This window comes from Streptomyces sp. NBC_01283 (assembly GCF_041435335.1).
Lineage (GTDB): Bacteria > Actinomycetota > Actinomycetes > Streptomycetales > Streptomycetaceae > Streptomyces.
Window position 1 is genome coordinate 9246152 of record NZ_CP108430.1, and the last position, 24959, is coordinate 9271110.

Annotated in this window: 19 protein-coding genes and 1 pseudogene; 11 read left to right on the forward strand and 9 right to left on the reverse strand. The window is 69.9% G+C overall.

The features are described from left to right. The first annotated feature begins 81 nt into the window (after positions 1-81). From OG302_RS41930 to OG302_RS41940, 3 genes are all read left to right on the forward strand, one after another. On the forward strand, positions 82-1620 hold the full coding sequence (locus tag OG302_RS41930; RefSeq protein ID WP_371524721.1) for an APC family permease: 1539 nt from the start codon (positions 82-84) through the stop codon (positions 1618-1620). Between the two features lie 44 nt (positions 1621-1664). Further along, positions 1665-3350: a pyridoxal-dependent decarboxylase gene (locus tag OG302_RS41935; protein ID WP_371524719.1), complete on the forward strand. Its 1686-nt coding sequence runs from the start codon at positions 1665-1667 to the stop codon at positions 3348-3350. 68 nt (positions 3351-3418) lie between these two features. Continuing rightward, positions 3419-4375: a chlorinating enzyme gene (locus tag OG302_RS41940; protein WP_371524717.1), complete on the forward strand. Its 957-nt coding sequence runs from the start codon at positions 3419-3421 to the stop codon at positions 4373-4375. Between the two features lie 5 nt (positions 4376-4380). On the opposite strand, the pseudogene OG302_RS41945 reads toward OG302_RS41940, so the two are convergent. The 8 genes and pseudogenes from OG302_RS41945 to OG302_RS41980 form a co-directional block, all read right to left on the reverse strand. Continuing rightward, a pseudogene (locus OG302_RS41945) lies at positions 4381-5380 on the reverse strand (beta-ketoacyl-ACP synthase III). Beyond that, positions 5380-7152 carry a fatty acyl-AMP ligase gene (locus tag OG302_RS41950; protein ID WP_371524715.1) on the reverse strand — a complete coding sequence of 591 codons (1773 nt, stop codon included), beginning with the start codon at positions 7150-7152 and terminating at the stop codon, positions 5380-5382. Before OG302_RS41950 ends, OG302_RS41945 begins: the two are co-directional and overlap by 1 nt. Positions 7153-7206: 54 nt before the next feature. Then, complete coding sequence (locus OG302_RS41955; protein ID WP_371749976.1) at positions 7207-8064, reverse strand: alpha/beta hydrolase; 858 nt, start codon at positions 8062-8064, stop codon at positions 7207-7209. Positions 8065-8157: 93 nt separating this feature from the next. Continuing rightward, entirely contained in the window at positions 8158-9192 is a 1035-nt protein-coding gene (locus tag OG302_RS41960; RefSeq protein ID WP_371524711.1) for an aldo/keto reductase, read from the reverse strand. A gap of 28 nt (positions 9193-9220) precedes the next feature. Next, complete coding sequence (locus OG302_RS41965; RefSeq protein WP_371524709.1) at positions 9221-10216, reverse strand: 3-oxoacyl-ACP synthase III family protein; 996 nt, start codon at positions 10214-10216, stop codon at positions 9221-9223. Positions 10217-10224: 8 nt separating this feature from the next. Further along, complete coding sequence (locus tag OG302_RS41970) at positions 10225-11292, reverse strand: ketoacyl-ACP synthase III family protein (protein ID WP_371524707.1); 1068 nt, start codon at positions 11290-11292, stop codon at positions 10225-10227. A 185-nt stretch (positions 11293-11477) separates the two neighbouring features. Then, positions 11478-13079, reverse strand: a complete 1602-nt coding sequence (locus tag OG302_RS41975; protein ID WP_371524705.1) for an acyl-CoA carboxylase subunit beta — start codon at positions 13077-13079, stop codon at positions 11478-11480. 218 nt (positions 13080-13297) lie between these two features. Then, positions 13298-14020 (reverse strand): TetR/AcrR family transcriptional regulator, encoded by a 723-nt coding sequence (locus OG302_RS41980; protein ID WP_371524703.1) that lies wholly within the window; start codon positions 14018-14020, stop codon positions 13298-13300. Between the two features lie 130 nt (positions 14021-14150). Here OG302_RS41980 and OG302_RS41985 point away from each other — a divergent pair, with 130 nt between their 5' ends. The 8 genes from OG302_RS41985 to OG302_RS42020 all read left to right on the forward strand — a co-directional run bounded on the left by OG302_RS41985 (position 14151) and on the right by OG302_RS42020 (position 24024). Beyond that, positions 14151-15599, forward strand: coding sequence for an MFS transporter (locus OG302_RS41985; protein WP_371524701.1), 1449 nt, complete (start codon positions 14151-14153; stop codon positions 15597-15599). Positions 15600-15818: 219 nt separating this feature from the next. Beyond that, entirely contained in the window at positions 15819-16421 is a 603-nt protein-coding gene (locus tag OG302_RS41990) for a response regulator transcription factor (protein WP_371524699.1), read from the forward strand. 335 nt (positions 16422-16756) lie between these two features. After that, positions 16757-18247, forward strand: a complete 1491-nt coding sequence (locus OG302_RS41995; protein WP_371524697.1) for an AMP-binding protein — start codon at positions 16757-16759, stop codon at positions 18245-18247. 3 nt (positions 18248-18250) lie between these two features. Then, positions 18251-19909, forward strand: a complete 1659-nt coding sequence (locus OG302_RS42000; protein WP_371524695.1) for a BTAD domain-containing putative transcriptional regulator — start codon at positions 18251-18253, stop codon at positions 19907-19909. A gap of 99 nt (positions 19910-20008) precedes the next feature. After that, positions 20009-21097: a ParB/RepB/Spo0J family partition protein gene (locus OG302_RS42005; RefSeq protein ID WP_371524693.1), complete on the forward strand. Its 1089-nt coding sequence runs from the start codon at positions 20009-20011 to the stop codon at positions 21095-21097. A 199-nt stretch (positions 21098-21296) separates the two neighbouring features. Then, a complete protein-coding gene (locus OG302_RS42010) occupies positions 21297-21965 on the forward strand; it encodes a ScbR family autoregulator-binding transcription factor (protein ID WP_371524691.1) in 669 nt (222 codons plus the stop codon). A gap of 192 nt (positions 21966-22157) precedes the next feature. Further along, positions 22158-22772, forward strand: coding sequence for a ScbR family autoregulator-binding transcription factor (locus OG302_RS42015; RefSeq protein ID WP_371524689.1), 615 nt, complete (start codon positions 22158-22160; stop codon positions 22770-22772). A 250-nt stretch (positions 22773-23022) separates the two neighbouring features. After that, a complete protein-coding gene (locus OG302_RS42020) occupies positions 23023-24024 on the forward strand; it encodes a ScbA/BarX family gamma-butyrolactone biosynthesis protein (RefSeq protein WP_371524687.1) in 1002 nt (333 codons plus the stop codon). Between the two features lie 85 nt (positions 24025-24109). Here the strand turns inward: OG302_RS42020 and OG302_RS42025 are convergent, their stop codons facing one another. Beyond that, positions 24110-24952 (reverse strand): SDR family NAD(P)-dependent oxidoreductase, encoded by an 843-nt coding sequence (locus OG302_RS42025; RefSeq protein WP_371524685.1) that lies wholly within the window; start codon positions 24950-24952, stop codon positions 24110-24112. Positions 24953-24959 lie beyond the last annotated feature (7 nt).

Here is a 24959-nt window from a genome sequence, read left to right on the forward strand (position 1 = left end):
TCGCCCTCATACGCGCGTGATCCTCCTACGAGCGTGATCCTCCGCTCGGTTCCATGCCGTTGTCCTCATCTGGAGACCTTCATGACCAGCACACCTCTGCCCGAGGGGGGCGCACGCTTTCAGCGCACGCTGACCACTCCGAAGATCGTGTTCATCATCATCGCCGCGGCCGCCCCCCTGGCCGCGATGGTGTTCACCGTCCCGCTCGCCTTCGCCATCGGCACCGGCCCCGGTGTGCCGGCCATGTTCCTCTTCGCGGGCCTGACCCTGCTGTGCTTCTCCGCCGGATATGCCGCCATCGCACGGCGGATCAGCCACATGGGCGGCTTCTACACCCATATCGCGCACGGCCTCGGCCGCCGGGCGGCGGCCGGGTCGGGACTGCTCGCGGTCCTCGCCTACAACGCCGCCACGGTCGGGGTGCTCGGCGCCTTCGCCTACTTCACCCAGAGCGTGGCCGCGGCGCACGGCCTCGACCTGCCCTGGCAGCTGTGGGCGGGACTCGGCTTGCTCCTGGTCGCCATGCTCGGCCACCGCGAGGCCAACCTCAGCGCCCGGCTGCTGTCCATCTGCATGGTGTGCGAGATCGCCATCCTGGTCGCACTGGACATCGCCGTCCTGGTCCGTCACGGCGGCGCGGCTCTGCCTTCCGCCTCCTTCGTCCCGCACGAGGTGTTCGCCCCCGGGCTCGGGGTCTCCGTGATGTTCGGCTTCGCTTCGTTCCTCGGCTTCGAATCGGCCGCCCTGTACGGCGAGGAGGCCAAGGCGCCGCACCGCAGCGTGCCCCGCGCCACCGTCATCGCCGTGCTGACGGTCGCCTCGTTCTACGCCCTGACCAGCTGGGTCGCAGTCGGCGCTCTGGGACCCGAGCGGGTGGCCGCCCAGGCCCAGGGACACCTCGGCGACCTGTTCTTCCTGCTCAGCGACAGCTACCTGGGCCATCCGGCCACCGTCACCATGCAGGTCCTGCTGTGCACCAGCCTGTTCGCCGCCTGGCTGGCGCTGCACAACGCCGCCAACCGGTACATGTACGCCCTCAGCCGCGACGGGCTGCTGCCCTCCGCCCTCCACTCCACGCACGCGGGGCACGGCTCCGTGCACCGGGCCAGTCTGGTCCAGTCCCTCATCAGTGCCGTGGTGGTCGCCTTGTTCGCGCTCGCGGGTCTCGACCCGTACGTGAACATGTCGACCAGCATGCTGGGCCTTGGCACCCTCGGCATCATCCTGCTGCAGGCCGTGGCCTCGGTGGCCGTGATCGGCTACTTCCGCAATCGGCGTGAGGGACGCTGGGCGACGGTCATCGCGCCCGCCCTGGGGGCCCTGGGGCTGATCACCGCAGCGGTTCTGGTGGTGTCGAACTTCGACGTGCTGACCGGCACCACCGAACCCGCCGTCACCGCCCTGCCGTGGCTCCTGCTGGTGGCCGGCGGCCTCGGCGTCGCCCATGCCTCCTGGCTGCGCCGGGCCCACCCGGACCGGTACGCACGCCTGGGCGGCGCAGCCGAGCCGGCGGCGCCCCCCACCGCCGTCCCGGCCCCCACCGCCCCGGCCCCCACCGCCCCGGCCCCCACCGCCCCGGCCGGGGACCCTTCCGGCAGCCTCTCCCAAGCCGCGCCGTGACTCCCACCGGATCGGGGAGCCGCGCAGTGAAAGGACCAGCTCCAATGCCTCGTGAAACCGAGACGCATGCAGACATCCCCTTCGGTCCCGAAGACACGCCGTGGCAAAAGACCTTCAGCGGCCTGCGGGTCGTCGGCGGCCGCCCCTACGGCACGCCCCCGTCCTCCGACCCCCGTACGGCCTACATCGGCGTTCCCGAAGTGCCGCACCACAAGGTGCAGTTGCCGCCCACCGGACTGGACCCGGAGCAGTACACCGAAGCCGAGGAGCTGTTCCGCCGCCACATAGACACCCAGACGCGCAACTTCGCCGGCTACCAGGTCACCAGCGCCCTCGACTACGAAGCACGCCTGGGGCACTACCTCAACCGGCACCTGAACAACGTCGGAGACCCCTACCAGTCCAGCTCGTACACGCTCAACTCCAAGGTCCTGGAGCGGGCCGTACTCGACTACTTCGCCTCACTGTGGCACGCGAAGTGGCCGCACGATCCACAGGACCCCGAGTCGTACTGGGGCTACGTCCTGACCATGGGCTCCAGCGAAGGGAACCTGTACGGCCTGTGGAACGCACGGGACTACCTGTCGGGCAAGCCCCTGCGCACGCACCCCGGCCGGCCCGACCGGGCGGCCTTCGAGCAGGCACGGCGCGGCGAAGGCCCGCATGCCTACCATCCGGTGGCGTTCTTCTCCGAAGACACCCACTACTCGCTGACCAAAGCCGTACGCGCGCTGGACATCGACACCTTCCACGCCCTGGGCTCCACGCGCTACCCCGACGAGAACCCCCTCGCACCAGGAACCCCCTGGCCGCGGGAGGTGCCCTCCACCGAGCACGGCGCCATCGACATCGAGCAGCTCGCCCTCCTGGTGCGGTTCTTCGCCAGCCGTGGCTACCCGATCCTGGTCAGCCTCAACTACGGGTCCACCTTCAAGGGCGCGTACGACGACGTCGAGACGGTGGCCGACACGGTGCGCGCCATCTGCGCCGAATACGGGCTGGACAACCGCAGCGTCCCCCGCGACCGCGACCGCGGCACGGACAGCGACGGTGACCAGCGGTCGGGGTTCTGGCTGCACGTCGACGGGGCACTGGGGGCCGGCTACGCGCCCTACCTGGAGATGGCCCGGGACGCCGGCATGGTGGAGCAGGCACCGCCGGCTTTCGACTTCAGGATCCCCGACGTGCACTCACTGACCATGAGCGGCCACAAATGGATGGGGACACCGTGGGCGTGCGGAGTGTTCATGACCCGCACCGGACTGCAGATGGCCCCGCCGAGGTCATCGGAGTACATCGGCGCGGCCGACACCACCTTCGCGGGCTCCCGCAACGGCTTCTCCTCGCTGCTGATGTGGGACTATCTGGCCCGTCACTCCTACGACGACCAGGCCCGGCTGGCGGCCGAGTGCGACGGCCTCGCCGCCTACACGCATGAGCAACTACTGCTGCTGCAACAGCAGTTGGGCCACGACCTATGGGTGGCCCGCAGCCCGCAGTCGCTGACGGTGCGGTTTCGCCAGCCGCACGCGGACATCGTCCGCCGCTACTCCCTTTCCAGCGAAACCGTGCACGTCCAGGGCGCCGCACGCGCCTACGTCCACCTGTACGCGATGCGCCACCTCACCAGGCAACGCGTCGACGAGCTCATCGGCGAGCTGCGCCAGCCGGGCGCCTTCCCCCTGGCCCCGCCCGCGGACAGCACCGCCGGCCAACGACTGCCGCAATGACCTCGAGACGGGGACGGGCCTGAGCGCCCGGCCCCGGAGCGTGTCTTGAGCCCACACCGAGGAGGAACATGTCCGCTCAACAGCACGACTTCCGGCTCACCGCCGACGAGGTGGCGCAGTTCCACCGCAACGGATACGCGGGCCCCTTCACCCTCTACGCACCCGAGGAGATCGAGCGGGAGTGGGCCCAAACCCGCCAGGACCTCACCGACCGCAGCGGCGCGGTGTACCGGGAGGAATCCGATGGCCCGGGGACGGCGAACCTGTCCAACTACGACCGGCACCTCGACAACGCCTTCCTCGCCGACCACATCACCCAGCCGCACATCGTGGACCGGGTCGCCTCCGTGCTCGGCCCGGACGTGCTGTGCTGGCGCTCGGACTTCTTCCCCAAGTACCCGGGGAACGAGGGCACGGACTGGCACCAGGCCGCCACCTTCGCCAACGCCTGCGGCCGGCCCCAGGTCCAGTGGCCGCAGGGATCCGAGCCGGGCGGCTCGCTCACCGTGTGGTGCGCGTTCAGCGACGCCACCGCCGACATGGGCGGCCTGCAGTTCATCCCCGGCACGCACCGCACCATGTACTACGACGAGACCAAGCCGATGCGCTACGACCCCGACCGGAACATCTCCGTGCTCAAGCACGGGGTCCGGCGCGGCTTCTTCGGCTACGACTACCGCGAACTCCAGATCGACCCGGCCTGGCAGCCGGACGAGTCCAGGGCCGTGTCCGTGGACATGCGGGCCGGGCAGTTCGTCATCTTCTCGTCGCGTCTCCTGCACGCCTCCCACCCGCACAGCGGCCGGACCAGGCGGATGCGCATGGGCTTCTCGGCGCGCTATGTCCCCACGTCCGTACGGGTCTACCCCGGCGCCTCGGAGGTCGAGGAGTACGGCGGACGGGCGAGCCTCGAACGGTATGGGACGGTCCTGGTCAGCGGCGAGGACCGCTTCGGCCACAACCGCATCGCCGCGAGCACCACCACCGGCCGTGCCTTCCGCCGCCGTGGCGTGCCCGTCAGCTGAGGCCGTCAGGGCAGGACCACGACCTGGGCGGCGTGGGTCAGGCCCGCGCCGAATCCGACGAGCAGGGCCAGGCCGCCGCTGGGGACGGCCCCCTGGGACATCAGCTGGTCGAGGGCCAGCGGGATCGACGCGGCCGAGGTGTTCCCGGCGGTGACGACATCCTTGGCGACGACCGTGTGCGGGGCGAGGCCCAACGACGTGGCGGCGGCGTCGATGATGCGGCCATTGGCCTGGTGGGGGACGAACGCGTCGAGGTCGGCGACCTCCACACCCGCTTCATCGAGGGCCTGCCGGGAGATTTCCGGCACGGTCCGGGTCGCCCAGCGGAACACCTCGGGACCGGCCATCCGCAGATACGGCCACGGGGCCCGCGCGCTGCGGACATCCAGCCAGCTGCGGTCGTGGGCGATCATGTGGTGCCGCTCGCCGTCCGCCCCCCCAGACCACCGGGCCGAAGCCGGGGGAGCCGGACGGGCCCACCACGACCGCGCCCGCGCCGTCCCCGAAGAGGAACGCGGTGCCGCGGTCCCTCGGATCGACGATGTCGCTCATCTTCTCGGAGCCGACCACCACGACGTGGCGCGCATCGCCGGAGCGCACCAGCGCATCGGCCAGCCCCAGAGCGTAGGAGAAGCCCGAGCAGGCGGCACTGACATCCAGGCTGCCTGCGCCGCGGGCGCCCAACAGCCCGGCCACTCGGGGCGCGGCGGCCGGCGCCTGCTCCAGGAAGGACATGGTCGCCACCAGCACCATGCCGACCTCGGCGGGCTGGATGCCCGCCTGGGCCACCGCCTTGCGGGCCGCCTCCGCGGCCATCGTGACGACTGTCTCGTCCGGTCCCGCGAACCGCCGGGAAGTGATCCCGCAACGGCGGCGGATCCACTCGTCGCTGGAGTCGATGCGGGCGCAGATCTCGTCGTTGCCCACCACGCGGGTCGGCCGGTACACGCCGACACCCAGGATGCGCGCCCCGGGCGGGCGCTCGGCCGGACGCAGGGCGCCCATCACGTTCCCGCCCCGGCGGCCGCCGCTGCGGGCACGCTCACGACGGGCAGGTCGCCGTTCTCGTAGCGCCGCTTGCACGCCCGGCGCTGTACTTTCCCGCTGGAGGTCTTCGGCACGGTCCCGCGCCGCACGACGAGCACCTCGTCCGGGGTGATCCGATTGCGCCCCCGTACGGCCTCGTGCACCCGCCGGCATATCTCCTCGGCGCCCAGGGAGTTCAGCAGCCGGCCATCGGCCTCGACGAGCACGACGAGCCGCTCACGCTCACCGTCCTCGCTGGAGAAGGCGGCCGCGCAGTTGGGATGGGCGCCCGGGATCGCCAGCTCGGCGGAGAGCTCGATGTCCTGCGGATAGTGGTTGCGTCCCTTGCGGATGATGACGTCTTTCAGGCGCCCGGTCACAAACAGTTCCCCCTCGTGCAGAAACCCGAGGTCCCCGGTGCGCAGCTGGGGTATGCCGGACAGCTCCGGGTTGGTGACCCGGGCCTGGAACGTCTCCTCGGTCGCCTCGGCGCGCCCGTGGTAACCCCGCGCCACACAGGGGCCGTTGATCCAGATCTCGCCGACCTGCCCGTCGGCCAGGAGGCGGTGCGTGGCGGGGTCGACGATGCCCACCCGGGTGCGGCCGACCACGCTGCCGCTGCCGACCAAGGGGACGGCGTCGGCGGCGCCGTCACCGACGGGCTGCGCGGTGCCGTTGCGCAGCGCCTCGGCGGACAGCCACAGGACGGTGGGCTCCTGGTCCTGGCGGGAGCCGGTGGCCTTGAGGGTGTTCTCCGCCAGGCCGTAACCGGGGCACATGGCACGCGGGTCGAAGCCGTGCGGCGCGAACGCGTCGGTGAACGCGCGCAGGGTGGTCCAGCGCACCGGCTCGGCGCCGTTGGCGGCCACGCGCCAGCGGGAGAGATCGCCCACGGCAGCGGTCTTGCCCTCCGCGGCCGCCCGTACGCACAACTCGTAGGCGAAGCTGGGCGCGGCGGCGTGCGTGCCGCCGAACCGGGCCAGGGCCTCCAGCCAGCGGGCCGGGCGGCGGATGAATGACTCCGGGGCCATCAGGTACGAGGGTATGCCCGCCCACAGCGGCATGACGACGCCGAACAGCATGCCCATGTCATGGAAGAGCGGCAGCCAGTTGACGACGGTGCCGCCCGGCTCGCACGGCCACAGCTCGTCGCTCTCCACCACATTGGCAAGGAAGTTGGCGTGAGTGACCATGACGCCCTTGGGGTCGCCGGTGGAGCCGGACGTGTACTGCAGCAGCGCGATGTCCTCGGGGCCCGGAAGGGTCGGCCCGACGGCGTCCGGGTCATAGTGCAGCGCGTCGGTGGCGATGAGCCTCAGACCGCTCAACTCCGCCATGTCACCGAAGCGTTCACGCATCTCGCGCGCGACCTCCGCGGTGGTCAGGACGGTCGAGGTCCCGGCGTCGTCGGCGATCCGGCGCAGCCGCTCGACCTCCTCGCGCCGCCGGGGCACCTGCACCGGAGCGCTGGCCATGCGCGCGTACATGCACCCCAGCAGTGTCCGGACGAACTCCAGGCCGGAGGGGTAGAGCAGCACGGCGCTGGCTCCCGAGAGGCCCTCGGCCGCGAACGCAGCCGCTCGCATGCGGGCATCGCCGTGCAGGCGGCCGTAGGTCAAGGTCTCCTGGGGGTCCTCGCCGTTGAGCAGGAAGACATAAGCGGTCCGGTCGGGCTGCTTCTCGCCGCGCAATCGCAGGGCGTCCGCCAAGGTGTGCACGTCCACGGTCGAATACGGTCCTGTGCTGGTCACGGGTCAGATCTCCTCATGCGTGCAGGGACTTCGAGCGGGGTGAGGTCGTCGGGGCTACTGCGCCATGGGCATCGAGGCCAGCATGTGTTCCACCGCCGCCAGCACATTCCTCGTCGCCACCGCGGCTGCCGGGACGATGTCGGCCATGAGGAGATATCCGTGCACCAGGCCCGGAGCGGGCACATGGTGCACCTCGACGCCGTCGGCAGCCAGCCGCACCGCAAGCTCGACACCCTCGTCGTGCAGCGGGTCGAACTCGGCCGTGCCGATCACCGCGGGCGGCAGCCCGCGGTGATCGGCACTGAGCAGATCGATCTCCGGATCGGTGCGGTGCGCCGGGTCCGGCACGTACTGGTCGTAGTACCAGTGCAGGTCCTCGACCTGCGAGAGGTACCCCGAGCCGTACTTGCGGGCGGACTCCGACCGCAGCTGAGGATCGGCCGGCGGGTACACCAGCAGCTGAGCGGCGAAACCGATGCCGCCGTGGTCACGGTGGTGCATGGCGATCCCCATGGCCAGGGCCCCGCCCGCGCTGTCCCCGGCGATCACATGGTGGCGGCCGGGGAAGGCGCGCTCCGCCCACTCGGACGCGGCGATGCCGTCCCGCAGTGGACCGGGGTGGGGATGCTCGGGCGCGCGCCGGTAGTCGACGGAGACGACGACCGCGCCGAGGACGGAGGCGATGGCACGGCACACCGGGTCGTGCGTGTCGACGTCACCGACCGTCCAGCCGCCCCCGTGCAGGTACGTCACCAGACGCCCCCGGTCGGTGGGCGGCAGATACGTCCGGACGCCGAACTCACCGTCGCCGGCGTCGATCAGCTGGTCCTTCGTCTCGATGCCCGCATGCCGCGCGGTCGCGCGGCGCACATGCGCCGCCTGCGCGGCATAGCGCTCGCGCAGCTGTGCCAAGGGAGCGCGCTCGCCGGTTCGGGTCGGCTGCCGGCCTGCCATTGGATCAAGGCGCGGACGAAACGGTCCATGGCCAAGAGGGCTCTCCTTGAGTCACACCAGCGGAGGATTCAACGGTTTGAATCCGCGTAGCCGGCTGTACATGTGGTACGGGTACGGCGCGGTGACCGAGCTGACCTTGTCGAGCCGGGACAACTGCTCGGCGTCCAACTGCCAGCCGATCGCGCCCAGGTTGTCCCGCAGCTGCTGTTCGTTGCGCGCACCGATGATGACCGTCGCCACTGTCGGCCGGGTCAGCAGCCAGTTCAGAGCCACTTGAGGAACGGTCCGGTCCGTCTCGGCGGCGATGTCATCGAGCACGTCGACCAGGTCGTAGAGCCGTTCGTCGTCGATGGGCGGAGCGGCCGCGGCGGTCCGATGCAGCCGGCTTGCCTCCGGCAGCGGCTGGCCCCGGCGGATCTTCCCGGTCAGGCGGCCCCAGCCCAGCGGGCTCCAGACCACCGCGCCGATGCCCTGGTCGTGGGCGAGCGGCATGAGCTCCCACTCGTAGTCACGGCCGGCGAGCGAGTAGAAGACCTGGTGCGCGACGTACTTGGAGAATCCGTGCCGGTCGGCGGCGGCCAGCGATTTCATCAGCTGCCAGCCGGCGAAGTTCGACGCCCCCACGTAGCGGATCTTGCCCGAGCGGACCAGGTCGTCCAGCGCCGCGAGTGTCTCCTCGACCGGGGTGCCGGAGTCGAAGACGTGCAACTGGAACAGGTCGATGTGGTCGACGCGCAGCCTGCGCAGCGAACCCTCGACCGCCTTGATCAGCCGAGACCGCCCCGTACCCATCTCATGGGGACCGGAGCCGGTGGGCGTGCCCGTCTTGGTCGACAGCAGCACCCGGTCCCGGCGCCCGGCGATCGCCGCACCGAGCAACTCCTCCGACTTGCCCTCCGAGTACACGTCCGCGGTGTCGAACATCGTCACACCGGCGTCCAGACAGATGTCGACCATGCCCCGCGCCTGCTGCTCGTCGGTGTCGCCCCAGGCGCTGAACAGGCTGCCGCGGCCGCCGAAGGTGGCCGCGCCCAGACTCAGTACCGGGACGTGCAGTCCGGAGGCTCCGAGCCGTCGGTATTCCATGACCGTCTCCTCTCCAGCGACTCCGCGGTCACCAGTCGATCAGCGTGAGGGAGACGGCGAACCCGCCGCCCATGCCGAGCATCAGGACGCGATCGCCCCGGCGCAGCGCCCCGGAGCGGGCCGCCTGGTCGAGGGTGAGCGGGACCGACGCGGAACCGACGTTGCCGAACTCGCCGACCGTGCGGTGCAGCGTGGCGCCCGGCAGGTCGAGCTTCGACCACAGGTCGTCGAGCATGACTCCGTTGGCCTGGTGCGGGACGACATGGGCGATGTCGGCAGGCAGCACCTCACAGTCGTGCAGGAACTGCTTCACGAGGCCGGGCACCGTATTGATGATGAAGTCCCGGACGGTGCGTCCCTCCATCGAGAAGTACTGCAGACCCGCGTCGTGCGCTGCCGGATCGTAGGGCTGCCGGCTGCCGCCCGCCGGTACGACGACGAGGTCGGACATGTCGCTGTACATGTGGAACGCCGTTGTACGGATCGCACGGTCACCATCGCCCGGCCCGATGACCGCGGCGCCGGCGCCGTCGCCGAAGAGGATCACGGTCTTCTTGTCCGCCGGGTCGAGGATCTGCGAGTACAGGTCGGCGCCGATGACCAGACCGTAGCCGCCGGACTTGGCGATGATCCCGTGGGCCACGTCCAGGGCGAAGGAGAAGCCGGCGCAGACCGCGTTGACGTCGAAAGCCGAGACGCCGGGCGTGGCCCCGCCCAGGTTCTGGTGCACGAACACCGCGGTGGCCGGCTGCTTGTGGTCCGGGGTCGAGGTGGCGACGACGATGGTGGACAGCTGGTCAGCCGTGATTCCCGCGGCCTCTAGGGCTCTGCGCGCGGCGCCGGTGGCCAGGTCGGAGGTGGCCTGCCCCGGTTCGGCCCAGCGGCGCTCGTGGATGGCGGTCTTCCGTACGATCCAGGCGTCGTCGACCCCGGCGGGCGTACCGACCTCGGTGTTGGACACCACACGGTCCGGGACGTACGACCCGGTGCCGAGTATCGCGACAGGTGCTGAAGGCACAGGCATGGGCGAACTCATTCCGTGACGTCGGCGGGCAGGGCGAAGTCCGTGGTGGCCTCGGGCCACTCGGGTACCGAATCGATCTCCAGCACCGCCACAGTCAGCGAGTAGCCGCCGCCGGCACTGACCAGGAGCACCAGATCGCCCTCATGGACGTGCTTCTTCTCCACGAGCCGTGCCACGCCCGCGAGCAGGTCGCCCGCGCCCAGGTGCCCGGTGTAGCGGCCCCAGTCCATCAGCGAGCGGTCGGCCGTGATGCCCAGCGGCTGGAGGAACTGGGCGTCCATCAGGCCGTGCCCCATGTTGGGCATCAGGATCTTGGCGAAGTCGTCCAGCTTGTGCCCGGTCTTGTCGAGCACCGAGCGGACGATGTCCTGCAGCGCCACCTCGGCGCGCTGCATCACCGACTCCTTGCCGACCTTGGCCAGGTAGGACTTCTTGGGCGCGCGCAGATCGTCGACCTTGGGCTGCGGGGCAGTGGTGAAGGGATGGTTCCCGCGGTGCAGCGGCTCCAGCGAGGCGTCGGTGTACGACTCGACGGCGTGGATGCGGGCGAAACCGCCGGCGGTGGACAGAACCATGGCCGTGGCCCCGTCACCGACGACGATGCCGTACGCGCCCCGCCACCGGTCCATGCCGGGCAGGCAGAACCGGTCCGACGTGGTGATCATGGCGCTCGTGCCGCGGCCGGCCTGGAGCTGCGACATGGCCAGGTCCATCGCGACCATGCCGCCGTTCGACAACTGCTGCACGTTCACCGCGAAGGCGTTGGTGACGCCCAGCTCCCGCTGGATGTAGGGGGCGGAGGTCCAGCAGTAGTCACGGCCCTGGTGATACACCGACGCGTGTACGAGCACGTCGAGCCGGCCGCCGGCCACGTGCGCGGCACGGTCGAGCGCGCGCCGCGCCGCGAATGCCGCCATGTCGGGGACCGAGGTCTCGTCCGCGACGACGGGCAGACAGACCATCTTGTTCTCTTCGAAATCCTCGGCAGCGTACTTGCCTGCGGCCACTGCTTCCCTTGCCGATTCGGCGGGCGGAATCCAGGCGGCTGCCGACGCGATGTAGACAGGAGCGGTCATTCTTCACTTCCTCCGAGTTCGATGCCCGCGGATAGAATTCCTCCGCCGGAATGAAATTCACGCTACCAGCGCCGCCCCGATGGTCCGCATATTAAATCCTCACGCCTTGTGCTCGATATTGCACAGTCGTGATATGGCGGCCGACCGCGTTATCGATGGGTGAGCAATTGATCTCGCCGGGCGGATCACAGGGGGATGTTGCCCCGCAGCGTCCGCGGGGCGAGAGCCGATTCGTTGCGCAGCGCGCGCAGAGCCCCGGCGATGTGCGTGCGCGTGGACGAAGGGGTGATGACCGCGTCGATGAAGCCGAGGTCGGCCGCCACGTACGGCGTGCAGTAGCGGTCCTGGTACTCCCGCTCCAGCTCCGCGCGGACCGCCTCGATGTCGCCGCCCTCGGCCTGCACCTGTGCGAGGTGGCGGCGGTGCACGATGCTCGTCGCGCCCTGCGCCCCCATGATCGCGATCTCCGCGGTGGGCCAGGCCAGGTTGACGTCGGCGCCGAGGTGCTTGGAGCCCAGCACGTCGTACCCGGCGCCGTACGCCTTGCGCGTGATCACGGTGACCATGGGGACCGTCGCCTCCGCATAGGCGTAGATCAGCTTTGCGCCGCGCCGGATGATCCCGCTCCACTCCTGGGTGGTGCCGGGCAGGAAACCGGGCACGTCCACGAACGTCAGGATCGGCACGTTGAACGCGTTGCAGGTCCGCACGAAGCGCGCCGCCTTCTCGGCGGCGTCGATGTCCAGGCAGCCGGCGAAGTGCAGCGGCTGGTTGGCGACGACGCCGACGCTACGCCCCTCGATGCGGGCGAAGCCCACGAGGATGTTGCGCGCGAACAGCTCCTGGACCTCCAGGAACTCACCGTCGTCCACCACGCCTTCGATCGCCTCGTGCATGTCGTACGGCTCGGTGGGGGAGTCCGGGATCAGCGAGTTCAGCCTCTTCTCGAGGTCCTGCGGCGCGCGGTCGACCAGCGGCTTGCCCGTCCTGTCCATGGCGTCGAAGACCGGGGCCTCGGTGGCGTTGTTGTCGGGCAGGTGGGACAGCAGCACCCTGACGTAGGAGATGGCGTCCTCCTCGTCCTCGCCCAGGTAGTGCACGTTTCCCGACTTCGTGCTGTGCGTCCTGCCGCCGCCGAGGTCCTCGAAGCCGACGTCCTCGCCGGTGACCGTCTTCACCACGTCGGGGCCCGTGATGAACATGTGCGAGGTCTGGTCGACCATGACCACGAAGTCGGTGAGCGCGGGGGAGTACGAGGCGCCGCCCGCGCAGTACCCCATGATCAGCGAGATCTGCGGGATCTGGCCCGACGCCTGCACGTTGCGCTGGAAGATCTCCCCGTACATCGCCTGGGACTCCACACCCTCCTGGATGCGGGCACCGCCCCCGTCGTTGATGCCGATGAGCGGCCGTCCCGACTTCATCGCCAGTTCCATGATCTTCAGGATCCGGCGGCCGTGCACCTTGCCGAGCGAGCCTCCCTTGTAGCTCGCGTCCTGGCTGAAGACACAGACGGTGCGGCCGTCGACGTCCCCGTATCCGGTGATGACGCCGTCGCCGTACTCGCCGTCCGTGTCCGCCTCGGACTCGGGGCGGGCGAACCGGTCGATCTCGACGAAGGAACCGGGATCCATGAGGAGATCTATGCGCTCCTGAGCGGTCAGCCTCCCCTTTGAATGCTGCTTCTCGGCCATCCGGACCGAGCGTGCGGCAATGGCTTCACGGCGTCGATGCAGGTCGTCGATCGCATCCCGCATGCTGCCCATTTTGGCCCTCCACCGGTTCATCAATGGCCCCCGGTCCTGATGGGGATTTGGATGATATATCTCGGGGTCGGGCGCGGGCACGCGAAAATGAATTACCAATACAGATGTCTGAGGAATTCATAAAATTCTGTGCAGGATGCATGCGGGGTGCGGGCGGGCGGAATTCGAGGAGTGGATTCGTTACGCTCGCGACGGCCGTGCTCGGACGTTCAACTGCCCATTGAAAAACAGTTGAACGGTCAGTTCGGCTCCGCATCCGATGTTTTCGGTGTTCCCGATGTCTCCAGGGCCTGTGCGAGCAGGCCGTCGACGAAGGCCCGAAGCCCCTGCGCGAAGGTGTCCTGTCCGGCCAGCGCCCCCCACCGGTCGGCGATGGCGGCCAGGTGCGGGAGCCGGGCCGGGCTGTCGGTGTTGCCGAAGTAGGCGTTGAGGCCGGCAGGGTCCCGCTCGTCCATCTCGCGGTGGCGGGTGTGCGTGCGCACCAGGATCTCGCCGACCGTGTAGTACCAGATGCTGCGAAAGATCTGGACGGACTGCTCGGGGGTGCATCCGGCGTCGACGACTCCGGCCAGGACCGCCTCGACCAGCGACAGGAACGAGTCGCCGAGCCGGGCGATGAACCCGTCGGTGGTGAGAACCTCCGCCGCCCAGGGCCACGCCGCCAGACCGTCGTGGATCGCGACGCCGGCCGTGATGATCCGCTCCCGCGGTTCGCTCGGCATCTCGGGATGCGGAATCTGCTCCGCGTACTCGTGGATCAGCAGGAACAGCAGGTCGTCCTTGGCCCGCACATGCGAGTACAGGGTCGTCGGCGCGACACCGATCTCGGCCGAGAGCCGGCGGATCGTGAGCTTCTCCCAGCCGTACTCGTCGATGAGCCCACGCGCCGCGGCCAGGATCTGCTTGCGGGAGGTCAGCGGGGGGCGGCCGACGGGCCGGCGTGGTTCGTTCGATCGGGGCATCGCCCCATCATGCCCGCCGCGACACCCCGTGTATGACCTGCGCGGTCGACACCCAGCGGCCACCGCTGCTAATTTCAGAACGCATTCGGAAATTCGACTGGCACGACCGGACAAAGAGGGGCTGGGTGCGGTGGCAAGTACGCAAGTAGCGAGTGGGAAGACAATCGTCGCGAGCGGCGCGCGGCCGGGGACCACCCTCGCCGCCGTCTCCGTCGTGCAGTTCATGGTGTCGCTGGACCTGACGGTGGTGAACGTCGGGCTCCCTCGCATCGGCAGCGGGCTCGGCTTCAGCGAGGTGGGCCTGACCTGGGTGATCCACGCCTACGCCCTGACCTTCGGTGGCCTGCTCCTGCTGGGCGGCAAGATCGCCGACCGGTACGGGCACAAGCGCGTGATGCTGTTCGGGCTCGGCCTGTTCGGCCTCGCCTCGCTCGTCGGCGGCCTCGCGCAGGCCCCCGGCCAGCTGGTGGCCGCCCGTGCCGCGCAGGGCGTCGGTGCCGCCGCACTGGCGCCGGCCGCGCTGGCGCTGCTGGCCTCGACCTTCCCCGGTGGCAAGGAGCGGGTGAAGGCCTTCGGCATCTGGAGCGCGGTGAACGCCGCCGGCGGCGCCGTCGGCGTCCTGGCCGGCGGCCTGCTCACCCAGTACGCGGGCTGGCAGTGGGTGATGTACATCAACCTGCCGATCGCCGCCCTCGCGCTGGCCCTGGCCTGGCGCGGCATCGCCCAGGACGGCCCGGCCGGGCGCCGCGGCCGTCCGGACGTGCTGGGCGCCGTGCTGGCCACCTCGGGGGCGGCCCTGCTCGTGTTCGGTGTGGTCCGCACCGATCAGAACGCGTGGACCTCGGCGACCACCCTGACCACCCTGACGATCGCCGTCGCCCTCCTGGCCGCGTTCGTCCAGGTCGAGCGGACCACCAAGCGTGACCCGCTGATCCGCCTCGGCCTGCTCGCCAACCGCTCGGTGGCGGGCGCCAACCTCTACGCGCTCCTGTTCGGCGGCGCCATGGCCTCGGCCCTGTACTTCGTCTCCCTCTATCTCCAGCGGGTGCTCTCCAGCAGCCCGGCCCGGACCGGAGTCGAGTTCCTGCCGTTCACGCTGGGCGTCGTCGTCGGCTCCACCCTCGCGGTGAAGCTGGGCTACAAGTTCGCCCCGCGGTCCGTCCTGATCACCGGCGGCACGCTGGCCGCGCTGGGCTTCGCCTGGTTCGGCCTGTTCCGCGCGGACGGTTCGTTCCTGGTCGACGCCCTCGGTCCGTCGATCCTCGCCAGTGTCGGCATCGGGCTGTGCCTCGCGCCGGCTGTCTCCATCGCCACCGGTGGCGTCGCGCCCCACGAGGCGGGTGCCGCCTCCGGCGTGCTGAACAGCACACGCCAGATCGGTGCCTCGCTGGGCCTCGCTGCCCTCGGAACCGCGGCCAATGCCCGCACCGGAGAAGTGGTCACGCCCGCCAGCCTCACCGACGGGTACGCGCTCGGCATGTTCGCAGGCGCCGGCCTCCTCGTCTGCGCCGTCCTCATCGCGGTCTTCGTCCTGCCACGGCCCGGCCAAACCACCGCCGCGGGAGCGCAGAAGTCGTGACGTGACGACCAGCGAGCGCCACTCGTCCGGTACTTGCTCGATGAATACGGTGAACGCGGCCCCTGGCGATCGGGTTCTTCCCCGCCCCGATCGTGAACAGGGGCCGTTTTCGTGCCTTGCCGAAAGGAATCCAGGCGTCTCTATAGACGGCATGCAGAGTTCACCCAGTCGCGCTGCCCACAATGACGAGTTGTCCGAGGAACTACTCAGGGGGCTTGCATGGGAATCGATGTTCTGGTGTCTGATGACCTGCATCTGTCCGGCTTCGCGCTGGCCGCACTGCTCGACCGGGACGAGGAAGTCCGCGTCGTCGGCCCGGTGGAAAGCAACTTTGCCGCGCTGCAGTTCGCCGAGACCTATCGGCCGGATGTGGCGGTCATCAGCTTCGAGGGTGAGGACAGCGACGCGGTCTCTGTCGCCGAGAAGATCGCGAATCTGGGCTGTCGGAGCATGCTGCTGGCCACGGCGGTGACGCGGTCGATCGTCCGCCAGGCCTTCGCGGGCGGCATCGCCGGCATCGTCGAGCGCAGCGTGTCACCACGCCAGTTCGTCGATGCCATCCACCGCGTGCATCAGGGCGAGAGGGTCTTCGACGCGGAGCTGACCGTGGCGGCGCTGAGCAACAGCGACTGCCCGCTCAGCGCGCGCGAGTTCTCCGTGCTCGAGCACGTCGCCCGGGGGGACACGGTCCCCGAGATAGCGGCCCGGATGCATCTCTCGCAAGGCACCGTGCGCAACTACCTCTCCTCCATGGTGACAAAGCTGGGGGCACGCAACCGAATCGACGCGTTGCGCATCGCACGGGACTCGCGCTGGATCTGACCAACAGAAAGAAAACCGGGTGCCGGGATGGATGACAACTCCCCCTGACTCGCGCTCTGTTGAATCCCATGGACGTTCAACTGCTCATGAAGAAGCAGTTGAACGTCCGCCCTCTTACGGCCCGTGCGAGGGGGCTGGTTGAAGCCACGTGGTGTGTGTTTCTAATGGGTGCGCACTTTACAGAGACACGGCGGCAAAAACATAGCGCCGAACCGGTTTGTTAATCCCGGGGGACCGCGCCGCGCAGGGCGATTTCCTGCTGAATGCGCGCCGGCTCGGTGAATCGACTCGTACGGCTCCCCGACCCCTGCGACGCATTCAGGATTGGGTTCGACATGGCTACCTCGGTCAAGGTGAGTGAAGGCAGGACGTCCCGGTGCGGCGGGAGCGGTGCCGGCATCGCCGCGACGGTCCTCGACGTCATCGGCGACCGGCTTGCGTCGTATCGCGGCACCGAGGCGGTCAACCGCGGTGGCGCGGAGGGACTTTCCTGCACCGCGCTGTGGGAGCGCGCCGAAGCGATAGCCGGGGAACTGGCGGACGCCGGGGTGCGGCGCGGGCACGTCGTGTCCGTCCTGCTGCCCCGGACGACCGACACGGTCGCCGCGCTGCTCGGCGTCTGGCTGGCCGGGGCCGTCTACGTACCGCTGGATCCGGCGTTTCCCGCCGAGCGGACCGAGTACATCCTGCGCGACTGCGGCAGCACCGTCCTGCTGACCCACTCCGGTCTCGGCGAGCCTTTCGCCGCAATGGGTCGAATCGGTCGAATGGGTCCGATGGGCCCTCACGTCATCGCACTGGACGCACCGCTGCGGCACACGGGCCGCCGCCCCCGTGCCGCGTCGGTGCGTCCGGCCGTCGGTGACCTCGCGTACATCGTCTATACGCCGGGTTCGCCCGGCCGCCCCAAAGGCGTTCAGGTCACCCACCGGTCGCTGCTCAACTGCACCCTGCGGATCGCGGAGATGCTGCGGCTCGGCCCCGGAGACGTGGTCACCAACGTCGTCAGCCCGGCGCTCGGCGCGTCGTTGACCGACTATCTGGTGCCCCTGCTGAGCGGCGCCGGCATCTGCCTGGCGCCCCAGGACGCCCTGGCCGACGCGGGGCGACTGGGCCGGATCATCGAGGACAGCGGCACCACCGTCCTGCAGGCCCCGCCCGTCACCTGGCAGATCCTGCGGGAGGGCGAGTGGTGTCCGTCCGGCGCCTTCACCGCCCTGAGCGGCGGCCAGGCACTGCCCGCCGACCTGGCCGCCTGGATCCGCGACCGCTGCACCACAGGCATCCATCTGTACGGTCCCGCGGAGACGACGATCTGTGTCTCGGCGCAGGACCTGTCCCTCGTCGACCTCGCCGCGGTGCACACCGTCCCCCTGGGCGCCCCGATCGCAGGCGTCACCCTCCACGTCCTGGACGAGGACGGCGCCCTCGCGCCGGCCGGCGTCCCGGGCGAGCTGTGCGTGTCCGGGGTGGCGTTGGCGCGCGGCTATCTGAACCGGCCCGCGGAGACCGGGCGCGTGTTCGTGCCGCACCCCTTCCGCCGCGGCGAGCGCATGTACCGCACCGGCGACCTGGTGCAGCGCCACCGCAACGGGTCCCTGGAACTTCTCGGGCGCATGGACCACCAGGCGGCCCTCACCGGCAACCCCGCCTTTCGGAACGGGTCCGGCCCACTGCTCGCCGACCGGCCGGGCACCATCAACCCCCGGCTCGGCAGTACCACGTTGACCCCGGGAACCGGTGACGGCACCAACGTCGTCGCCGGCACGGATCAGCTCCCGGAGCCGGCCCGCAACCGTGCGGACTGGTACGTCAGGAGGCGGTGATCCATGGCGACCACGGGAGCGGCCTTGCGCATTCAGCTCCTCGGGCCGGTACGTGCCTGGCGCGACGGGGCGGAGATGGCGCTGGGTCCGCCCAAGCAGCGGGCGGTACTGAGCCTGCTGGCGAGTCGGCCGGGCGACATCATGGGCGTGGAGAACATCGTGGACGCGGTGTGGGGCAGCGACGTCCCGCAGACGGCCGTGAACGGTGTGCACACCTATGTGGCAGGGCTGCGCCGGGTGCTGGAGCCCGGACGGGCCGGGCGGGCGGGCGGCACGGTGCTCACCTCCGAGTCCGGCGGGTACTGCCTGCGGGTGGACCCCGCGGACGTGGATGTCACGCGCTTCACCCGGACTCTGGGTGAAGCGCGCAGATCACGCGGTCGGGGTGACGTCGATGCCACGCTGCGGCTGTACGAGCAGACCCTGGCGTACTGGCACGGCGAGGCGCTGTTCAGGATCCCCGGCCCCTTCGCCGCGGTGGAGCGCGACCGGCTGCGGGACCTGCGGCTGACGGCCGTGGAGGAGCGGGCCGCCGACATGCTGGCGGCCGGTCACCACGCCGAGCTGGTCACCGAACTGCCGGGAACGGTGTCCGAGGAACCGCTGCGCGAGAGGCTGCGCTGGCTGCTGATCCTCGCGCTCTACCGCAGCGGGCGCCGGGCCCACGCGCTGTGGATGTACGAGGAGATCCGGGATCTGCTGATCCGGGAACTCGGCATAGAGCCCGGTGTCGACCTGCGCACGCTCCACGAGCAGATCCTGTCCGGGCACCCCGAACTCCTCGCGCCCGGCGGCGACACCGGCTCTCCGCGTGCCGCGCACCCCGGGCGGCTGCTGCGCGGCACACCCAGACCGGTCCAACTCCCGTCCCTGCCACGCGGGTTCGTCGGCCGCACCGAGGAACTGGCGCGGCTGGAGCAGGCAGTGCGGGGCGAGAGCGCCCGCGGTGGCCCGACGACGCCGGCCGTGGTGGTCGGCGGCGCGCCAGGCGTGGGCAAGACGGCGCTCGTGCTGCAACTGGCACACCGCCTGGTCGACTGCTTCCCCGACGGACAGTTGTACGTGGACCTTCGGGGCGCCGACCTGGAGGGGGGCCCGGCGAGCGCCGCGGACGCCCTGGCGCAACTCCTGGGCAGCCTGGGCGTGGACGGCGCACGGGTGCCGCCGGATTCGGCCGCCCGCACTGCCCTCTACCGGAGTCTGCTGCACGGCCAGCGGATGCTGGTGGTGCTGGACGACGCGCACAGTGCCGAGCAGGTGCGGCCGCTCATCCCGCGAGGTTCGTCCGGTGTCCTGGCCACGAGCCGGCAGCACCTCGGCGGGCTCGCGACGGACGAGGGCGCGTACCTGGACACGATCGGGCCGCTGACCGTCGGGGAGGGCGCGCGGCTGCTGGCCCTGCTCAGCGGGGGGCGGCTGGAAGAGCGGAACCCGGCCGCCGAGCGGCTGGTGGCGCTGTGCGGGGGGCTCCCGCTGCCGCTGCGCATCGTCGCCCAGTGGCTCGCGGCCCATCCCGGTGCCCCGCTGAGCGCACTGATCGAGCGGTATACCGACGTACTTGGCCGCGTCGAACCGGTCTCGGCCTTGAACGGTGCGGCGATGGACGGCGCGGTGGTGGACGGCGCGGTGGTGGACCTGTCCCGTGTCGTCGAGGCGTCGTGATCCGACCCGCGAAGCGGTTGGACGAGTTCCGCTCCAGTGCCGCTTGAGCCCGACTAGTAAAAACAGGGCGGTCGGTTTCTTTGTGGGTATCGTCTTGCCGTGAACCCGGAACTGGAGATGCCCCAGGAGGCGCTCATGCTCGACGTGTTGACGGCAGCAGCCCAACCCGCATCACCAGCATCTGGCGCCACTCGCCTGCCGATGACGGAACTGGTGCCCATCGCAAACCTGGTGACCACGGACTCGCCACGTGTCGCGGGGAAGGACGCGGAGCACGTCGAGGTGCTGGCGCAGACGGAGAAGGCGCTGCCGCCCATCGTGGTCCACCGGCCGACCATGCGGCTCATCGACGGCCTGCACCGACTCCAGGCGGCAGTTCAGCGGGGCGAGGACCACATCGAGGTCCGGTACGTGGAGGGCTCGACCGAGGACGCCTTCATACTGGCCGTCCAGCTCAATGCCGAGCACGGCATGCCGTTGTCGCGCAGGGACCGGGTCGCGGCCGCCGAGCGCATCATCGGCACCCACGCGCACTGGTCGGACCGGCGCATAGCGGAAGTGACCGGCCTCGCGCCCGCCACCGTCTCCACGCTGCGCAGGCGTTCAACCGGGCAAGGCGATCAATTGAACACGCGAACCGGACGTGATGGCCGTTCCCGCCCGGTCAACAGCGCTGCAGGCCGGCAGCGTGCGGGCCAGATCATCGCCGAACGCCCGAACGCCTCGCTGCGTGAGATCGCCCATGAGGCGGGCATCGCTCTGGCCACCGCCCGGGACGTCCGGCTGCGCATCCGTGACGGCAAGGACCCGGTGCTGCCGAAGCTGCGTGATGCCGCGAAGGACAACGTACTTCCGGAGCAGCGCACCGTGCGCGGACGGGCGGAGGCGGACGAGGCGGAGCGTGGCGGACGCGCCCGGCTGGAGCCGGCCGAAGTCTCGGACGCGGAACGCTTCGCGAAGCTCCGCAAGGACCCCTCGCTGCGCTTCTCCGAGGCGGGCAGGGTGCTTCTGCAGCTCCTTTCGACCAACGCGCTCGACAACGAGAAGTGGCGGTGGCTGGTGAGCGCGGTGCCAGAACACCGGCACGCCGACATCGCGCGGGCCGCACGACGCTGCGGGGAGCGCTGGCTCACCTTCGCCGACGGGCTCGAGCACGGCGGCGGCGTACGCCGGGGCCGGGCGGTGTGAACCAGCCGGCCCCTGCCACCCCACACACCCACGCGTCCGGCGTCCAGGAGGGAACTCTTCGGCGGACGCGTCTTTCGGTCGCGTCGAATCCGAGCGGTCTCTGCTGCCCGAGGTCACCGGCGCGGGCACGGAACGCTGTTAGCATACGAACTCGACGGTTTGTTTGTTCGGGGGCGGAGACCTAAGAGGGAGATGTGCCTTGGCGCAACAGGAGCGGGCACTCCGGACCCGACGCGCGATCCTGACCGCCGCGGCCGAGGTATTCGACGACTTCGGCTACGAGGCCGCGACGATGTCGCAGATCCTGCGGCGTGCCGGCGTCACCAAGGGCGCACTGTACTTCCACTTCACCTCCAAGGAGCAGCTCGCGAGTGAGGTGCTGCACGAGAATGCGCAGGTCCCCGCTGTTCCGCCGCAGAGGCTGAAGCTGCAGGAGGCCGCCGACCGGGGCTTGTTGCTCGCCTATCTGATGGTGCGTGACCCCGTGCTCCGGGGTGGTGTCCGGCTCGCCCTCGAACAGGTCGGACAGGACAGACTGGAACGCAACGTGCCGTTCCTGGACTGGGCCGAGGAGAGTCTGCGGCTGCTCCAACTGGCCAAGTCCGCTGGAGAGTTGCAGCCTCACATCGATCCAGGTGAGCTCTCCGAGGTGTTCGTCGGGGCATTCGCCGGGACGCAGCTCATGTCCCACGCGCTGTCGGGGCGAGCGGACCTGAATGAACGCGTGGTCGCCCTCTACCGCGTTCTGCTGGCGGGAATCGCCGCCCCGGGCGTCATGGCCGAACTGGACGTCACCGAGTGCCGCGGCGCCCGTGTGGAGAAGGCCATCCGGGCTCTGCACCCTTCCGTGCGCTCCCAGTCGGCGTGAGGGAATCGGCCCGCCCACCGGCACGCGGCCACGCACTTCGCACTCATTAGTAAACCGCCAATGCGGTTTGTAACCTGGGAACTTGCTGGTGAGCGAGTTCTGCATCAGGGACGGAGCCGCTCTGGTGGTGATGCCATGCCCGTGTTCCGCGTGTGCGGGCCATGGTGCGGCTCGGAACTACGGAGTGCCCCGATGGTCAAGCAGGAACGTGCCGTGCGTACCCGCAGAGCGCTGGTCACCGCTGCCGCGGACGGCTTCAGCCGGGCGGGCTACGGTCCTGCCTCACTGCTGGACATCAGCCGCCACGCCGGCGTCACCAGCGGAGCTCTGCACTTCCATTTCCCGACCAAAGCGGCGCTCGCCTCCGCGGTCATGACAGCCGCGGCGCAGCGACTTCACGAGCTCGTGGAGCTGTGCGAGACGCGGATGCGGTCCGGCGACGCGCTGCAGCTTCTGGTCGACGCGGGGCATGAACTGACACTGCAGCTGAGAGAAGACGTGGTGTTGCGGGCCGGATTCGACCTCGAGGGCGACCCCGGGTCCCCGAAGGACATCGGAGAGGTGCGCCGTCTCTGGCACGTGTGGATCAGCGCGACGCTCGAAAAGGCGGACGAGGCGGGGGAGCTGCGGCAGGAGGTGTCGGCCGACCAGGTGGCGAGCGTCGTGTTCGCGTGCACGGTTGGTTTCCAGATACTCAGCAGACGGGATCCGACCTGGGTCTCGCGACGTGTGCAGACGCGCTTCTGGTCCGTGATGCTCCCGCGGATCGCGGTCAGCCGGCAAGGCCTGAGCGCTGCGGGCTCCTGAACCGATCGAGTGGGCGCTCGCGGTGTCGTACGGAATCCCGCACGACCGAAAACGACCCATGACAAACAGTGCAAGCAACTTGGAAACAAGCAAATTGCATGGCATATGCAGGGAGCAGTATCGGGGAAATGTGACGGTGAGCGTTCAACCACACTAAGGGTTCGATAAATAAACCGGTGGACCCGTATATTTTGTGCCACCCTTTCGCACCAAGCTCACCGTGCCCATTCTGCCGAGAAGAGGGAAATCCATGGCCCTGCTCGTCCGCCAGCAAGAGCACACCGACACTCCCGTTCTGCGGGCCGCCCAGGACCTGCCGAAACTCACCACCACGGTGCCCCGGGAGTACGTGCACCGTGCCGCGCACGCCGAGGTGTTCCTCACCGGATGCCGCCGCCTGGACGGCGACCGCTTCGCACTCACGGGGCAGTGGCCGCGTGCCCACACCTTCTTCACCGACGCGGAGGGCAAGCGCCACGACCCCACGCAGGCGGCGGAGACCATACGCCAAGTCGGGCTGCTGCTGGCTCACTCGGAGTTCGGCGTGCCCCTGGGGCACCAGTTCCTGCTGCGCGACATGGAGTACTCCGTGTCCCCCGACAACCTGGACATAGGCACCGGCCCCAGTGAACTGACACTCCAGGCCATCTGCACCGACGTGAAGTGGAGGGGCAGCCGCGTCACGCAGTTCGCCATGGCGATCACCATCGAGCGCGACGGACGCCCCGCGGCCTCCGGCAGCGGGCACTTCACCTGCATCGCCCCTGCCGCCTACAACCGGCTGCGCGGAGCGGGACGCGTCGATACCGGCACCGCGCCGACACCCCGCCCCCGCATCGTCGACCCGCGACGGGTGGGCCGCTCGGCCGCCGTCGATGTCGTCCTGTCACCCACCGACCAGGACGGCCGCTGGCTGCTCAGCCCGGACCGGAGCCACCCCATCCTGTTCGAGCACGGTGGCGATCACGTACCGGGAATGGTGTTGATCGAGGCGGCACGGCAGGCGGCCTGCGAGCTGAAGGGCGACACGTTCGAGCCTGTCCAGGTCAGCACCGAGTTCCACCAGTACGCTGAATTCGACTCACCGTGCTGGATAGAGGCGGTGACGGTGGCGCCCGCACGAGCGGGCATGCGCAGCGTCCACGTCACCGGACATCAGGGGGACAACCTCGTCTTCAGCGCCCGGCTGACCGGCTATCGCCGTGAAAGCGACGCACCGGGCGACCGCTTGGCCGGGAACGACGCGCCATGACAGACGCGCCATGACAGACGCGCGGCGGCAGGCCCCTGGCGGCGTGTCACCGCGGCGCGATCCGCGGGGCCGCGCCGGAGCGGGATCACACCTCGGGCGCCGTGAGCGGGCCGGGCACCGAGGTCACCGAGGGGGCGCCACCTAAGCCGAGCGTCGCGGTGAGTCCGGCATCGACGGGAAGCACGGCACCCGTGATCCATCGCGACCGCGGGCCGGCCAGGAACAGCACGGCGTCACCGACGTCCCAGCCCGTGCCCTCGATCCCCAGCGGCGCCGCCTGCCGTCGCTGTTCGCGGGCGCCGTCGTCCACTCCCTGGGAGTGGACCATCGGGGTGTAGACGTAACCGGGAGCGATCGCGTTCACACGGATCCCCTCGGGACCGTGGTGCGCGGCCATGGTCTTGGTGAGTCCGATGACCGCTGCTTTCGTCGTGGGGTAGGCCACCTCCGGGTGGCCGCCGACGAGAGCGACCGCGGAGGACATGTTGACGATCGATCCCCCGCCGCCCGTGCGCATGCGGGGGATGGCGGCCCGGGACATCAGCATCATCGACGTCAGGTTGAGGCCAAGACACTGGTCCCAGGCATGCAGGTCCAGGTCGACGACGGTTCCGGGCGGGCCCGCGACGCCGACGTTGTTCACCAGGATGTCGAGTCTGCCGAAGGTGTCCCACGTCCGCGCGACCACATCGGCGCACTCCTGCGGGCTGGTCACATCCGCGGTCACCAGAAGGGCGTCCTTGCCCCGCTCCGCCATCAGGCTCCGCGTCTCGGCCATGTTCCGCGCGGCGGAGTCGACCACGACCACGTGCGCCCCGGCCTCCGCGAGCAGCACCGCGGCCGCCCTGCCGTTTCCGACGCCCGACGCACGCGAGCCGCCGCCGGTGACGATCGCAACCGAACCCTCAAGACCGAAATCAATGGCCATACCGTCC

What these genes read in the sequence shown, in the direction of transcription:
- OG302_RS41930 (WP_371524721.1), top strand. Translation starts at nt 82, where the DNA reads ATGACCAGCACACCTCTGCCCGAGGGGGGCGCACGCTTTCAGCGCACG.
- OG302_RS41935 (WP_371524719.1), top strand. Translation starts at nt 1,665, where the DNA reads ATGCCTCGTGAAACCGAGACGCATGCAGACATCCCCTTCGGTCCCGAA.
- OG302_RS41940 (WP_371524717.1), top strand. Translation starts at nt 3,419, where the DNA reads ATGTCCGCTCAACAGCACGACTTCCGGCTCACCGCCGACGAGGTGGCG.
- OG302_RS41960 (WP_371524711.1), bottom strand. Translation starts at nt 9,192, where the DNA reads ATGGAATACCGACGGCTCGGAGCCTCCGGACTGCACGTCCCGGTACTG.
- OG302_RS41965 (WP_371524709.1), bottom strand. Translation starts at nt 10,216, where the DNA reads ATGCCTGTGCCTTCAGCACCTGTCGCGATACTCGGCACCGGGTCGTAC.
- OG302_RS41970 (WP_371524707.1), bottom strand. Translation starts at nt 11,292, where the DNA reads ATGACCGCTCCTGTCTACATCGCGTCGGCAGCCGCCTGGATTCCGCCC.
- OG302_RS41975 (WP_371524705.1), bottom strand. Translation starts at nt 13,079, where the DNA reads ATGAACCGGTGGAGGGCCAAAATGGGCAGCATGCGGGATGCGATCGAC.
- OG302_RS41980 (WP_371524703.1), bottom strand. Translation starts at nt 14,020, where the DNA reads ATGCCCCGATCGAACGAACCACGCCGGCCCGTCGGCCGCCCCCCGCTG.
- OG302_RS41990 (WP_371524699.1), top strand. Translation starts at nt 15,819, where the DNA reads ATGGGAATCGATGTTCTGGTGTCTGATGACCTGCATCTGTCCGGCTTC.
- OG302_RS41995 (WP_371524697.1), top strand. Translation starts at nt 16,757, where the DNA reads ATGGCTACCTCGGTCAAGGTGAGTGAAGGCAGGACGTCCCGGTGCGGC.
- OG302_RS42000 (WP_371524695.1), top strand. Translation starts at nt 18,251, where the DNA reads ATGGCGACCACGGGAGCGGCCTTGCGCATTCAGCTCCTCGGGCCGGTA.
- OG302_RS42015 (WP_371524689.1), top strand. Translation starts at nt 22,158, where the DNA reads ATGGTCAAGCAGGAACGTGCCGTGCGTACCCGCAGAGCGCTGGTCACC.
- OG302_RS42020 (WP_371524687.1), top strand. Translation starts at nt 23,023, where the DNA reads ATGGCCCTGCTCGTCCGCCAGCAAGAGCACACCGACACTCCCGTTCTG.
- OG302_RS42025 (WP_371524685.1), bottom strand. Translation starts at nt 24,952, where the DNA reads ATGGCCATTGATTTCGGTCTTGAGGGTTCGGTTGCGATCGTCACCGGC.